Genomic DNA, 13895 nt, shown 5'->3' with positions numbered 1-13895 from the left:
TCACCTACCTCAAGGCGGTGTCAAGGCGCCTCAATCTCAACGCTGATGGACACGCTGTCCGCGATCCTGTGGGTCGCCTGCTTGGCTCTGGTCAGTGCCACATAGAGCGTGCGATGATCTTCCCTGGTCTGGACGAGCCCTGCTGCCAGAGTTTCACGCTCTGACTTGGCCAAGAGAACGCCGACGTTGTTCCACTCGCGGCCCTTGGCCTGGTGAGCCGTGAGACCAGGGATCAGCCGATTCCTATCGGCATGCAGACGGACACGGAGGTTCTCCAGACGTGCCGTGTGGTGATGATTTCTCTTCTTCGGGAGTTTTCGCCGAGTCTCGGCCCCGACGACCTCATTAAGGTCTGACCAGATCTCCGCGATTCTGGCCGATCCCGCCAAATCAGTGATGAGCTGCTGCAAGTTGGGACTCATGCGCTCCAATGCTTCAGCGTCAATTCCGAGCGCGATGAGTGCCTCTTTGTGGAATGTGGCGTCGACTCCGAATTTTTGCTTCGTCACTTCGCTGAGCAGGAGCGTGCAAGCTGCTTCGTGCACTTGTCCCGTGGCGGATCCGTACGCCAGCGGAAGGACGTGGGGTCCAGAGCTCCACAGAGTCTTCCACTGCAACGACAACACGACGTCCATGTCCTCCGCTTGCCCCGGCGGGAGGATCACTCCATGGCCGGCCCGCAGCTCATCCGCCAGGCGCTTCTGCCCGTCAGTTGTCCAACGGAAGGATCTTCGCAGTGGGCGCTGGACGAACTGGGCATCGCGTACCAACTCCGGTACGAGATCGGGTCGAGCTCCTCGAAAGCCGTAGAGGGCCTGCCACGGATCACCGACGACGGTGACTTCGAGCCCGGCGTCCACCGCGAGCCGCACGAGGGAGAGATCGAAGGCATTCGCGTCGAAGATCTCGTCGACGATCAGTGCGCCTGCGGTATTCGCGAGACGGGACAAGACCGCGTCGCGGGCGCCTTGACATGCCATCGCCGCTTCGAGGAGAGTGCGAGCGTCCTGATGGGTGCAGAAGCCTTCGGCCAGAGCCGCGGCGACGTCCTGTCTGCTGGGTCTGTTCGCTTGGGTGCTCCGTCGCAGGCTTTGGACCACGACCTGATTGCTGGCCAGTGCCACGACTGGTTCTATGCGTGACCACTTGGTGGGCAGATGCACTGGCCAGGAGTCGATGACGGTGAGACTGCGGTGTCCGCCTGGCCAGCAGATGTGCCCCGCATCCAGCAAGTAACTGAGCAGGTCACAGACGACGGTGTCCAGCGTGACAATGCGGTGCGGCCAAGCAAGTACATCCGGGCCCCACTGACGGAGCACACGGTGACGTAGCTCAGCGGTGGCGGAGCGGGTGAAGCTCACGGCCAGCACGGCACGCTGGTCGCCCCCGTGGAAGCGCTGGATGCCGAAGCGTTGTGCGGCCACGGCGGTCTTTCCTGAACCCGGCGCTGCTTCGATGTACACGCGGCGGTGCGGCGTTCCGGCCGCGACCATTTGTTCACCGGTGAGTCTGCCGGCGATGTCATTCTGTGTCCCCATCCAACTCCTCCCACGGGTCCGTCGTCGCAGGTTTGGTTGCCCACGGGTCCGTCGTCGCAGGTTTGGTTGCCCACGCGTCGGTGTTCCATGGGTTAGTTGCCCACGGATCACTAGGAGCAGGGCCAGAAGCAGTGGCCGGCCAAGCTCCCACTGGCGGAAGATCAGAAGACGGAACGGCACTGGGGCTATAAAAGAAGGGTTCAGGAGCCGTGGGCCAGGTTTGCGTCGGTGTCTGTGACTTCGGTGTCTGTTGTTCCTCGGGTTCGTTCTCCGATTCCACCACGGGCCGCGGGTAGAGGAAGTCGAAGAGCTTCACCAGGTGGTCCGGAACATGGATGGGCTCGTCACGTTCGATGGCGTCGGCGAGGCGAACGGCGAGGGCATCCGCGAACGCGCCCTTGTCCTTCGCATGGGGACCCGCCGGTGTATCCGGGGCGCCTCCCTTGCCCTTGCGGGCACTCTTGAACAAGTCGTAAACAACTCGGTCAGTGACCGGTTCGGTGAGCGGTTCCGCTCTGATGTCAGTCAGGGCAAGCTTTATGAGACGCTCGTTGCCCTCCGTGATGGACGGCTCCAGCGTCGGGTGGCTGATGAAGGCTTGTACAACCTCTGAGTCGTGGCCATCCAGCCATTCCGGGTCGGTTGGCTGCTCATCGAATGGCTTGTCACTGTCGCGCAGCACGGCCAATCGTGTGCAAATCTCGGCCCCCTTCGTGGCCAGGAAACGGGAGGTCCACGGACCGACTTTGTTCCCGGTGTAGACGATGCTGAGAGCATCGATGAAGGCGTGCTTCGCTGGGTCCTTTCCGGCCCATGCCCTGCCGAAGTCACGGATGATGGCGGCTTCGGTCACGCCTTCGACCACCACGAGTCGCTCGGCGAACAACGCGGCGGACCGACTGGCATCCATGTGGAGACGGGCCATACGCAGCGTCTCGGCACGCTTGATCATGGGGATCTTGGTGATCGGACGGCAGACTCTGCTGCCGTCCGCAGCGCGCCGCAACACCACGAGCTGTTCAGGATCACAAGAGGTGATGACGTCCGTCGCGTGGCTGGACAGCACCACTTGCAGTTCCGGACGCTGACGTACGGCCTTGCGCAGATAGCGGACGAGCGCGTGCTGCAGCTGAGGGTGAAGGTGGGCCTCGGGCTCCTCGATGATCACTGTGGCGTGGAAGGGGGTGCTGGGGAAGAACGAATCAGCCTCGGACTCCGCTTCCGCAGCAGCCTGCTCCAGGCGTTCCCGGGCCAGGCGCTGCTCGTCTTCGTCCGTCATGTCTCCAGATGCTTCGCCACTGTGGGGCGGCTCCTCCGTTGCCTGGGCACGGCGGGTGGAGTCAGGTATCGCGGCAAGAGTCACCGCGATGTGGAGCAGATTGACGTACCCGAGGCCCGAGACTTCCAGCGGCCGGGCCGCGGCCCGGCCTTCTATGACGGCCAGCATCAGCTCAAGGACGCGCGCAAGGTAGGAGTCGTCTATGACTTGGCCTCGCACGTAAGGCCACTGCCGCTGCACTCCTGCGGACAGAGAGGCCAGGTGATTGCCGATGCGTTCTTCGACTGCTTCGATGAGTCCATCCTTGGCCAAGTTCTCCAGCAGTCGGGACGCTTTGACGCGCAGCGGCACGAGGCTGCGGCTGCCGTCAAGTCGCTGCTGCTCCGCTCTCAGCAACTCGATGAGGATGCGGGTCTCGCGACGGGCCAGCTCGTCAAGCGGATGCCGCCACGCCGGCAAGTAGATCAACTTGAAGGGGTCCGTGCCCAGTGCCGTGTCATGCACTCGGTTGCGGTCCACCCTGGCGCGAACTGTTCCCAGATTGCGCTGAAATTCTGTGAACCATTTCTGCGCTACACCGTCCGACATATGACGCCAGGATTGCTGGATCTGCTGACCCAGAGGTCCTTCGGCTGCAACGTCCTGCTCAAGGCTGTACTGCACCTCTACGCCGGGGCTGCCATCAGCTCCCAGAACCGCAGTCCCCAGGCGGGGCAGGTGTGGGAAGCGGCTGGTGTGGGCCAGGTACAAAGCATCCATGACTGTCGTCTTGCCCGCGCCGTTCGCACCGATCAGGACGCTGAAACGTCCCGGCAGCTCACACTCGATCGCCCCCTCCGCACTCGCCCGCAACCCGGAAACGCTCACACGGCTCAGAAACAACGCCGCCCCCTTTAACGCCCCAATCGCATCTGACTGCTCCATCATCCCCACGGGCACTGACAGCGGTATGCCCCCATGTCCGCTAGCCGCCCAGCCGAGGACCCCATGGCTGCGGCCGAAAACGCGGACCAGGGGATCAGGTCACGCCTCGGTGCGGTCGGGTGCGCCTCAGCGGTCCTCCACGATGAAGCGGGCCCGTTCGTAGAGCTCGTCGAACGTGATGACTTCGACGTCCTGGACAGATCGCCTGTACTGCTCGAAGGAGGTGCTCTTCTCCGGGTTCGCCGCGATGCCGTCGCTGAACTCGCTGAGGCTTCCGATCACCAGTACCTGCCGGGGGCGGGCGGTGGAGATTTCGATGTCGGTCGGAGCGCCGTCGTCCCGGTAGTGCCTGTGCAGTTCACCGCTGACCAGGCGTAGGGCCTTGTGTGCGGTCTTCTGCACCTGCGCCACAGCGCCGACGACGTCCTTGGAGACCTGGTAGACGTCTGGCAACCGGTACGGCACGCTGGCCAGCAGGGGTGTCCCGTGCGTCTTGATCTCGCAGAACAGCAGGCTGCTGATGAAGCCCTTGGAGCGCATGACGGCATCACTACGCTTTCCCGCCCCCGTGAAGATGTTGGCGCCAGTCGTGATGCGCTCCAGCTTGCCGTCATCGAGGGGGCCACAAGCGACGAGGGTGAGACCGTACCCGAAGATCCACGGATTTTCCTCGAAGAAGCCCTGCCAGACCGCTTCCGGTCCTGCCACCCGGCCGCGCTCCCGCTCGAAGAACTCCGGGTCGGCCAACAGCTGTCTGAACCGTTGCAATTGTGACTTGCGGTTGCTGATCAGGCGGATGTCCTCTTCCGTGAGGGCACCGCCGACAGCGGTCCTGACGGCTTCGAGGAGCGTCGTGCGGTCCTGGTCGGCGAGGAGCCGAGCCAACTCGGCTTCGTCGCCAACAACCAGCCGCAGGCTGCTACCGGGGAGGTCCAGCCCGACGCAGCCCTGGAGGAAGCTGATGACCTTCCAGAAGTTCTCGTGGACATCGCTGGTGTCAACGAGCGCCTTGACGATCTGAGGGGCCTCGGTGCCAGGAATCGCCTCCATGGCCGCTGTCCTCGCAGCCTTGGTCTTGTCCTTCTTCCACAGTTTGATCCTGGGTGAGAGGACGCCGTCCTTGTTAATGAGGGTGACATGGCACAACGTGGCTACCTGCGGCCGGTCGTCGAGGAGGAATTCGGTGATCAGGCGCCCTCTGCGCGTGTCGTAGAAGTAGGGAAATCCGTGGCCGCGGATCTCAAGATCCGAGAAGTCCTGCAGTGCGACGTTGAACTCCGTGGTCGGCAGACCGATGCGGAGACGCCGAACGACGGGTGGATCGGCCTCGGCCGTCTGGTTCCTCCAGTCCGGTGGGACGGCTGGCAGGGGCCCAATGTCACCTTCGATCACGAGGGACTGAACATCTTCACGCTGAAGCCTGGTGAGCACGGATTCGAGTCGCTGCCAGATCGCGTCGGTGACCGCTTTTGTGAACGCGGGCAGCAGAGCTCGGTCCACGGTGAGGACCGCCTCGTACGTATCGACCGTCCATCCGTCACCGGGCATGGGGTGGTGAATGCCACCGTCACGGCGCAGCGTGAGGACGGCCGGGCGGAGCAGGTCGCGGGCGACCTTCTCACCGTCTCGATCGAGGAGGCTGTAGGTGTGCCCGAGGACTAGGTCGAGTTTGCCGGTGTCGTCGTCGGCGAGCGGCAGCGAGACCATCGGGCCAGTGGCCGGCGTGGGGAGCGGTGTGTAAATCGGCCGACCCGACAGGAACTCGAAGGCCCGGAAGGTCCAGCCGTCGGGCCCGAGGAGGCGGTTCAGCTCCTCGACTCGTCGGGATGACTGGTCGCCATCGGGCTGTACCTCTGGATGAACAAGCCGTGCCAGGAAGGCGAGAAGCGTCTCATCAGGACCCTCGACGAGTTGGAAGCGGGGGTCCTCGAAGACCCAGTCGTCCGGCAAGTCCAACGGATTGTTGATCCGGTGCTGGATGATGTCGCCACGCGCCGTCGTGAACCGGGAGTCCGTCGACGGCAACCCGTCCAGGTCGTACAGGCCCTCCAGGAAGTCAAGCTCGTCGAGCCGTCCCCACCAGGGCCCGCCCTCGCCGCGTAGGTAGTCAAAGATGTCGCGTCGCGTCACCGCCGTAATCCTCGGCGTGCTACGCGGAGCCAACGAGGGCTCGGACTGAGTCATGCACCCAGGATGGACGTACGCTGGCTCACCAGGCGGAGTATTGGAGAATTCTACCTTCGTCGCCCCAGTCCACTTGGTCTGAGCGCCGGGGATGACCTCGAACCGGCGTTGTACGCCGACGAATTCCTCGGCCATCCGAGGCGGGGCAGAGCTTGACGCGTCTGCCAGGACTGCGCCTCGCTTCGCAGCCTGCGGCAACGCTCCCGCGAGGACATTGCCCGGTGGAAGGCGCAGCTCGACGAGGGCAAGACCTATGCCATGGGATCCAGCACGAGCCCGCTCCACCGATGGGACTGCCGTTCGCTCATGAGCCGTGAGAAGCGCGTCGAGGTCATGGAGATGGGCATCGAGACACTCCGCCACGGGCACAGCCGCTCCTACCTGGCATGGCCCGGTCTTCCCTCCCTGTTCACCGCACAGCAGCTACGAGCGAAAGGATCCGGAGAAAGCGCAGCGAGCTGTCGGACCTGACCCGCTGTAGGCCCACTGCCCCCTGTCTCTCTCAGTGCGCCCTGTTTCCGCAGCTCAGCCCCGATTGTCACACCCTCCCCGTAGCGTTGTGAGTCCTACTCGTGGCGGCTGCGGGGAGCACCGATGGACGACGACCTTCAGGTCGACAGCGACGAAGACCTCTTCCGTAATCCCGTCTACTACGAACCGGCCGGCCGCAACCTCGACCTGGACCGCCCCGACCTCGGCGTCCCGCAAGGCCAAGACCTCCTGCACGTGCTCCTGCGCATGCGAGGACGTGTCCCCGTCGAAAAGCGCGGGCTCATCTGCCCCGACTGCCGGGGCCTCCGCGGCCGGCGCGTCTCCATGTACCTCGTCCAGCGTGACGGCGTATGGCTTGCCTCCCACTACCGGAGACCCGGGGAGAAGCCCATCAGCCACGAGTCCGACGAGCATCTCGCCCGCAAGGAACGCGTCGCGAAGGACTCCGAAGATCACGGCTTCCACGCAGACATCGAGTCGCAGACCGCAGACGGGCACGCGCGCCTCGATGTACGCATCAACGGTGCCAACGGCATCGTCCTGGGCTACGAGCCTCAACTGAGCGCCCAGACAGCCCGCGGAATGCGTGCACGGGAGGGGTTCCGGCGCCGCGGCGGTATCCAATCGGTCTGGGACTTCGCCGATCCCGACCACGCAGGTATCGGCACCGTCCCTTACGTCCGCACGCCCAACCTGCCGGCCTCCGTCATCCGCGTGCAGAAGAACCCCATCGCGGTCCAGGACGGCAACTTCGTCCTGGAGGAGGGCCAGTGCAGCCAAAACGGCGCGCTCACCCGGTGCCCGGAGAAGCCCTACGACCCGGAGAACCCCACCGACGCCGGGTACTGCGGGGGCTGGCACCGCGTCCTCGTGCCCGCCCATCAGTCGAGCACCTTCACAGGGGAAGGCGGCCTGACCCTCACCCGATTCATCGTGGAAGCTGCGGCCGGTGAGCGGATCCCGTTCCAGCGGGGCGGCCACCACGGTTGGCTCCCCGCAAAGCAGTGGCAGCAGTACCTCGAGGCGAACGGACCCGCCCTGGACGACAAGGAGCGCCAGCCATCCGTACGACAGGGGGAGCGGCACGACAGGTGCACCGAAGACCGTCCAGCTTCAGGGGTGCGGGCTGAACCGAAGCAGAGACGTGGCAGCCGCGCGATCGTCCTTGAGTCCCGCCCCCGGGAAACCGAGGCCGCTAGGGTTCCGGTCGACGCGTCAGGTCAAGCGATCCCGCTTTGCCGCTTCGGCTGCGGTCAGCCCGCAAGCCTTCCAGGCCCCGAAGGGCTGCCCGAGCACTTCTCGTGCCGCAGGAAGCATGAGGCGTGATCTATCGGCCACCGCTGACCGCCCCTCACTGGGTCACCTGGTGCCAGAGTCCCCTGCCCAGGTCGGGTGGGAGGTGTCGTGTTTCCGACCGACATGTCCGTCCGCGGTGCCACAGTGGGCGCAGCACACCCAGCACCCCTTGCCCGAGGAGCCGACCGTGGCCCAGAACACCACCTTCCGCACCAGCGCCAAGCAGGACACCCCCGCCGACCGTTGTGGAGTTCCTCAGCCGGGTCTCCCGCGCACTCCGGGACTTCGCCGACTCGGCTGACCAGGGGGCGAAGATGGTGCTGAAAGCGGACGCGGCACGGCGAAGCTAAACCGCACACCCAGGTAAGCAAGCAGACGTGCTGACCAGCAGGACCCTGCAGCTCTGCCGCTCAGCGTCGCTGGCCTTCGGCGCCCCATCGGCACCTCACCGCCTCGACAGGGGCCCGACCTGCACATAAGCCATGTGACGCTCCATCAGAACGAGCGTCAAATGAGCGTCACGAGCGTCATTTCAGCGTCAAGATATCGCCTGTAACGCCCACAACGCACATACTGCGCACGCACAAAACCGCAGGTCAGGAGCCCTTCGCGGCCGGTTCAAGGATCGCGACGCACTCCACGTGATGCGTCATCGGGAACAGATCGAAGACCCGCAGCATCCGCACCCGGTACCCCCCGTCCCGGAAGTACCCCAGGTCCCGGGCCAGCGCCGCCGGGTCGCAGGCCACGTACGCGATCCGCCGCGCGCCCAGCGACGCCAGGTGCGCCACCGTCTTCCGTCCGGCGCCGGCCCGCGGCGGGTCCAGGACGACCAGGTCCACTTCCGCGATGCCCGTGCGCGGCAGTACCGCCTCGACCTTGCCCTGCTCGATCCGCACCCGGTCGAAGGCGGCGAGGTTGTGCCGCGCGTCCTCCACCGCCCGCTTGCCGGACTCGATGCCCAGGACCGCGCCCGTGTCGCCGACGCGGTCGGCCAGGGCGCCCGCGAACAGGCCCACCCCGCAGTACAGGTCCAGCGCCATGTCGCCCTTGCGCGGCAGCAGGCCCTGCATGACCGCCGTCACCAGGGTGTCGGCGGCCTTCGGGTGGACCTGCCAGAAGCCGCCGCTGCCGACGCGGTAGGTGCGGCCGTCGGCGCGTTCGCGCACGAAGGGGCGGCCGTGGACGCGGTGCACGCCCCCGTCCTTCTCCCCCACCCGCATGACCGACACCGGGCGGTCCAGTTCGACCAGGGGCAGCCGCGCTCCCGGCCTGGGCGTGAGGATCACCTGGCGGTCCTGAGAGCCGGCGGCGGCGATGGCCTCCACCGTCTCCATGCCCGCCCAGTCGTGCTTCTCGATGCCCAGCTCGGAGACGCCCGGCGCCGCGATCATGCAGTGGTCGATCGGCTCGACCTCGTGCGAGCGGTGGCGGCGCAGACCCGCGTTGCCGTCGGCGTCCACGGCGTACTGCACGCGCGTGCGCCACGCCGGGACCTGGCCGGCGGGGAGCTTGTCGCCCTCGGCCGGCATCACCGTGCCGTCCCAGCCGGCCTCCTCGGGGGTGAGGCCCGCGAGCCGCTTCAGCTGCTCGGCGACGACCTCGCCCTTGAGGCGGCGCTGGGCGCCCGGCTTGGCGTGCTGCCAGTCGCAGCCGCCGCAGCGGCCGGGCCCGGCGAAGGGGCAGGGGGCCTCGACGCGGTCCTTGGAGGCGTCCAGGATCTCGACCGCGTCCGCGCGCAGGAAGCGGGCGCCCTCCTCGCCCTCGGTGACCCGGGCCACGACCCGCTCACCGGGCAGCGCGTGCCGGACGAACAGCACCTGGCCCTCGGCGGTGCGTGCTACGCAGTGGCCGCCGTGGGCGACGGGGCCGACCTCGACCTCGTACTCCTCCCCCACCAGTGACCCGGCCGGCGACGTGTTCTGTTCTGCCTGCATGGCGGGGTGACTCCAGTGAAAAGGGGACGGGTGACGACAACAGCCCACCAGTCTACGTCGACTGCGAGGACTCCTTGGCCCGGTCGTGGTGGGGGTCGTGGGCCGGGCCGCGCCGGACCGCGCCGGGCGCGTTCCAGTCCTGGCGCCTGCGGGCCCGCCGCTTGGCGGCCTCGGAGGACTCCAGCTGGTAGGGGACGGAGGTGACCATGACGCCCGGGGTGAACAGCAGGCGGCCCTTCAGCCGCAGGGCGCTCTGGTTGTGGAGCAGGTGCTCGTACCAGTGGCCGACCACGTACTCCGGGATGATCACCGACACCGCGTCGCGCGGCGACTCCCTGCGCAGGCTCTTGACGTACTCGATCACCGGGCGGGTGACCTCGCGGTAGGGCGAGTCCAGCACCTTCAGCGGTACGTCGATCCCGCGCCGTTCCCACTCCTCGCGCAGCGTCCTGGTCTCAGCCGGGTCGACGTTGACGCTGAGCGCCTCCAGGCTGCCCGAGCGCAGCAGCTTGGCGTAGGACAGGGCGCGCAGCGCCGGGCGGTGGATCTTGGAGACGAGGACCACGGAGTGGACCCGGGAGGGCCGCACCACGTCGTCGGTGTCGGGGCCCTCGGGGGGTGCGATCTCCTCGGCGACCCGGTCGTAGTGCCGGCGGATGGCGGACATCGTGGCGTAGAAGATACACATGCCGAGCAGGGCGACCCAGGCGCCGTGCGTGAACTTGGTGAAGAGCACGACGACCAGGACCAGGCCGGTGAAGAAGGCGCCGAAGGCATTGATGCCGCGGGAGCGGACCATGCGGCGGCGGGCGGTCTGGTCGCGTTCCGTGGCCAGGTGGCGGTTCCAGTGGCGGACCATGCCGATCTGGCTGAGCGTGAAGGAGACGAACACGCCGACGATGTAGAGCTGGATCAGGCGGGTGGAGTCGGCTCCGTAGATCCAGACCAGCAGCATCGCCGCGCCGGCCAGCAGCACGATGCCGTTGGAGAAGGCGAGGCGGTCGCCGCGGGTGTGCAGCTGGCGGGGCAGGTAGCGGTCCTGGGCGAGGATCGAGCCGAGCAGCGGGAAGCCGTTGTAGGCGGTGTTCGCCGCGAGGAAGAGGACGAGCGCGGTGGCGGCGGCCAGGACGACGAACAGGAGGCTGCCCTTGCCGAAGACGGCCTCGGCGACCTGGGAGATCACCGGGTGCTGGACGTAGTCCGCGCCGAGGGCGGCGCCGTTGTGCAGCAGGTCCGCGGCCGGGTTCTCGGCCATGTGGACGTCGGTCGCCATGGCCAGGCCGATGATGCCGCAGAACATGGTGACGGCGAGCAGGCCCATCATGGCGAGGGTGGTCGCCGCGTTCCGGGACTTGGGCTTGCGGAAGGCCGGGACGCCGTTGGAGATGGCCTCCACGCCGGTGAGCGCCGCGCAGCCGGAGGAGAAGGCGCGCAGCAGGAGGAAGACCAGCGCGAAGCCGGCCAGGCCCTGGTGCTCGGGCTTGATCTCGTAGTCCGCGGTCGGGGAGCGCATGTGGTCGCCGAGCACGGCGCCGCGGAACACGCCCCAGGCGATCATGGTGAAGACGCCCACGACGAAGACGTACGTCGGGATCGCGAAGAGCTTGCCGGACTCCTTGACGCCGCGCAGGTTCATCAGCGTCAGCAGCACGATGACGGCGAGGGCGCAGAAGACCTTGTGCTCGACGACGAACGGGACCGCCGAGCCCAGGTTCTCGATGCCGGAGGAGATGGAGACGGCGACGGTGAGGACGTAGTCGACCAGCAGGGCGCTGGCCACGGTCAGGCCGGCCTTGGGGCCGAGGTTGGTGGTCGCCACCTCGTAGTCGCCGCCGCCGCTCGGGTAGGCGTGGACGTTCTGCCGGTAGGACGCGACCACGGTGAACATCAGCACGACGACCGCGACGGCGATCCAGGGGCTGAAGTGGTACGCCGACACGCCCGCGACGGAGAGGACCAGCAGCACCTCGCCGGGTGCGTACGCCACGGAGGAGAGCGGGTCGGAGGCGAAGACGGGGAGGGCGACCCGCTTCGGCAGGAGGGTCTCGCCCAGCCGGTCACTGCGCAGTGCGCGCCCGATCAGAATCCGTTTGGGCACGTCGGTCAGTTTGGACACAACAGAGGATCGTAAGCGTTCGAACGGGGGGGCGCCCACCCGCCACCCCCGCTACGGCCGCCCTCTGCTCTCCGGGTGAAATGACCGGGCCGCGCGGCTGCGGATTCCGCAGGTGACGAGCCTGGTGTGCCTATATGACAAAACTCGTTCCGCCCCTGCGAATTTCGCCACTTCAGCGGCCCTTCGCCGCCGTCCGGGAGGCCGTATGCCCGCGCACGCAGAGCTGATCGGTGCGATCGCCGCACTCGTCGGCCTCGGATTCCTCACACGCGCCAGCGTGCGCAGCATCGGCCGGCGGCGGCCCACCGGTCGTCGGCGGCTCATCGGACGGCGCGGGCTCATCGGACGCCGTGGGCTCACCAGGCGCCGCGAGCCCACCGGGCGCCGTGGGCTCATCGGGCGCCGCGAGCGCCGCGGGCTCACCGGCCGCCGCCGGTCCTCGGCCCGTCCGTAGCCCCCGAGCCCTCCCCCGCTCCGCGTCCCGCCGATACGTTGGTCCCGGACGGGGGAACCCGGCGTCCCGGCCCCCTGGAGGGGTCAGGGCCGACGGTCACCGGCATGATGGTCCCCCGCGGCCCGCGCACTGGCCGCGCCATGCCGCCAGGTGAGCCGAAAGAGAGACATGAGCACGACAGCCACACAGGTCGGAAGGCCTGCCACAGGGCCCGCAGGAAGCACGGTGTGACGCGATGCATATTGTCATCATGGGCTGCGGGCGCGTGGGCTCCGCTCTCGCCCACGCCCTGGAACAGCAGGGGCACACGGTCGCCGTGATCGACCAGGACCCCACCGCCTTCCGCCGCCTGGGCTCCTCGTTCAGCGGCCGCCGGGTCACCGGCGTCGGCTTCGACCAGGACACCCTGCGCGAGGCGGGCATCGAGGAGGCAGGCGCCTTCGCCGCCGTCTCCAGCGGTGACAACTCCAACATCATCGCCGCCCGGGTGGCCCGTGAGATGTTCGACGTCGAGCACGTCGCCGCCCGCATCTACGACCCCCGCCGCGCCGAGGTCTACCAGCGCCTGGGCATCCCCACCGTCGCGACCGTCCGCTGGACGGCCGACCAGATGCTGCGCCGCCTGCTGCCCTCGGGCGCCGAGCCGCTGTGGCGCGACCCCACCGGCGGGGTCCAGCTCGCCGAGGTCCACACGGCGGCCTCCTGGGTCGGCCACAAGGTCAGCCGGCTCCAGGACGAGACCGGCGTGCGGGTGGCGTTCCTCACCCGGCTCGGGGAGGCGATCCTGCCCAGCTCGCAGACGGTGCTGCAGGAGGGCGACCTGGTGCACGTGATGATGCGCACCGACGAGGTCGACAAGGTCGAGGCGGCGTTCGCCAAGGGTCCCGAAGAGGAGGGCGGTCACTGATGAGGGTCGCCATTGCCGGAGCCGGCGCGGTCGGCCGTTCGATCGCCGGCGAACTGCTGGAGAACGGTCACGAGGTGCTCCTCGTCGACAAGGCGCCGACCGCCATCTCGGTGGAGCGCGTGCCGATGGCGGAGTGGCTGCTCGCGGACGCGTGCGAGATCACGTCCCTGGACGAGGCGGCGCTGCAGCGCTGCAACGTGGTCATCGCCGCGACCGGCGACGACAAGGTCAACCTGGTGGTCTCGCTGCTGGCCAAGACGGAGTACGGCGTCCCGCGCGTCGTCGCCCGGGTGAACAACCCGAAGAACGAGTGGCTGTTCAACGAGGCGTGGGGCGTGGACGTCGCCGTCTCCACGCCGCGGCTGATGTCGGCCCTGGTCGAGGAGGCGGTGAGCGTCGGCGACCTGGTGCGGCTGCTGCGCTTCAGCCACGGTGACGCGAACCTCGTGGAGCTGACGCTGCCGGAGGAGTCCGCGCTGGCCGGCACGCGGGTCGGCGATGTGCAGTGGCCGCAGGACACGTCCCTGGTCACCATCATCCGCGGCACCCGGGTCCTGGCGCCGTCGCAGGAGGACTCGCTGGAGTCGGGCGACGAGCTGCTCTTCGTCGCGGCGCAGGACCGGGAGGGACAGCTGGAGGACCTGCTGTCGGCCCGGCGGGACGGCTCCGCCGACTGAGCGGGGCCGGGGGTGCCCGAAGCGTTCCGGGCGCCCCCCGGCCCGCGGTGTCACGCCAGTCGCGGGTGCGTCGTGGCTGGTCGCGCGGTTC

General features: G+C 67.7%; 8 protein-coding genes. 3 read left to right on the top strand and 5 right to left on the bottom strand.

Annotated features, from left to right (window positions below; genetic code table 11):
- Window positions 1–20 precede the first annotated feature (20 nt).
- The 3 genes from ACY1JF_RS16815 to ACY1JF_RS16805 all read right to left on the bottom strand — a co-directional run bounded on the left by ACY1JF_RS16815 (window position 21) and on the right by ACY1JF_RS16805 (window position 5871).
- Window positions 21–1538 carry a UvrD-helicase domain-containing protein gene (locus ACY1JF_RS16815; protein ID WP_462705942.1) on the bottom strand — a complete coding sequence of 506 codons (1518 nt, stop codon included), beginning with the start codon at window positions 1536–1538 and terminating at the stop codon, window positions 21–23.
- The gene (locus tag ACY1JF_RS16810; protein ID WP_462705980.1) at window positions 1522–3744 is read right to left on the bottom strand and encodes an ATP-dependent nuclease; all 2223 of its coding nucleotides are present in this window, start codon (window positions 3742–3744) and stop codon (window positions 1522–1524) included. The genes ACY1JF_RS16815 and ACY1JF_RS16810 overlap by 17 nt, the downstream gene beginning before the upstream one ends.
- 123 nt (window positions 3745–3867) lie before the next feature.
- Window positions 3868–5871, bottom strand: a complete 2004-nt coding sequence (locus ACY1JF_RS16805; RefSeq protein WP_462705941.1) for a Shedu anti-phage system protein SduA domain-containing protein — start codon at window positions 5869–5871, stop codon at window positions 3868–3870.
- 648 nt (window positions 5872–6519) lie between these two features.
- Here ACY1JF_RS16805 and ACY1JF_RS16800 point away from each other — a divergent pair.
- Window positions 6520–7743, top strand: coding sequence for a hypothetical protein (locus ACY1JF_RS16800; RefSeq protein ID WP_462705940.1), 1224 nt, complete (start codon window positions 6520–6522; stop codon window positions 7741–7743).
- A gap of 566 nt (window positions 7744–8309) precedes the next feature.
- On the opposite strand, the gene ACY1JF_RS16795 is transcribed toward ACY1JF_RS16800, so the two are convergent.
- Both ACY1JF_RS16795 and ACY1JF_RS16790 read right to left on the bottom strand, forming a co-directional pair.
- Window positions 8310–9650 carry a class I SAM-dependent RNA methyltransferase gene (locus ACY1JF_RS16795; protein WP_462705939.1) on the bottom strand — a complete coding sequence of 447 codons (1341 nt, stop codon included), beginning with the start codon at window positions 9648–9650 and terminating at the stop codon, window positions 8310–8312.
- A gap of 52 nt (window positions 9651–9702) precedes the next feature.
- Window positions 9703–11766, bottom strand: a complete 2064-nt coding sequence (locus tag ACY1JF_RS16790; protein ID WP_462705938.1) for an APC family permease — start codon at window positions 11764–11766, stop codon at window positions 9703–9705.
- Window positions 11767–12455: 689 nt separating this feature from the next.
- Here ACY1JF_RS16790 and ACY1JF_RS16785 point away from each other — a divergent pair.
- Both ACY1JF_RS16785 and ACY1JF_RS16780 read left to right on the top strand, forming a co-directional pair.
- Window positions 12456–13127: a potassium channel family protein gene (locus ACY1JF_RS16785; RefSeq protein WP_462705937.1), complete on the top strand. Its 672-nt coding sequence runs from the start codon at window positions 12456–12458 to the stop codon at window positions 13125–13127.
- Window positions 13127–13804, top strand: a complete 678-nt coding sequence (locus ACY1JF_RS16780; RefSeq protein WP_462705936.1) for a potassium channel family protein — start codon at window positions 13127–13129, stop codon at window positions 13802–13804. Before ACY1JF_RS16785 ends, ACY1JF_RS16780 begins: the two co-directional genes overlap by 1 nt.
- Window positions 13805–13895: the final 91 nt, after the last annotated feature.

The sequence above is a fragment of the Streptomyces sp. SYSU D01066-1 genome (assembly GCF_054956795.1).
The sequence above is the reverse complement of the archived record's forward strand: the minus strand, read 5'-3'. Positions and strand labels throughout refer to the sequence as shown.

Excerpts from the sequence above, each read along its gene's own strand:
- ACY1JF_RS16815 (WP_462705942.1), bottom strand. The coding sequence starts at position 1,538 with ATGGGGACACAGAATGACATCGCCGGCAGACTCACCGGTGAACAAATG.
- ACY1JF_RS16810 (WP_462705980.1), bottom strand. The coding sequence starts at position 3,744 with ATGATGGAGCAGTCAGATGCGATTGGGGCGTTAAAGGGGGCGGCGTTG.
- ACY1JF_RS16800 (WP_462705940.1), top strand. The coding sequence starts at position 6,520 with ATGGACGACGACCTTCAGGTCGACAGCGACGAAGACCTCTTCCGTAAT.
- ACY1JF_RS16795 (WP_462705939.1), bottom strand. The coding sequence starts at position 9,650 with ATGCAGGCAGAACAGAACACGTCGCCGGCCGGGTCACTGGTGGGGGAG.
- ACY1JF_RS16785 (WP_462705937.1), top strand. The coding sequence starts at position 12,456 with ATGCATATTGTCATCATGGGCTGCGGGCGCGTGGGCTCCGCTCTCGCC.
- ACY1JF_RS16780 (WP_462705936.1), top strand. The coding sequence starts at position 13,127 with ATGAGGGTCGCCATTGCCGGAGCCGGCGCGGTCGGCCGTTCGATCGCC.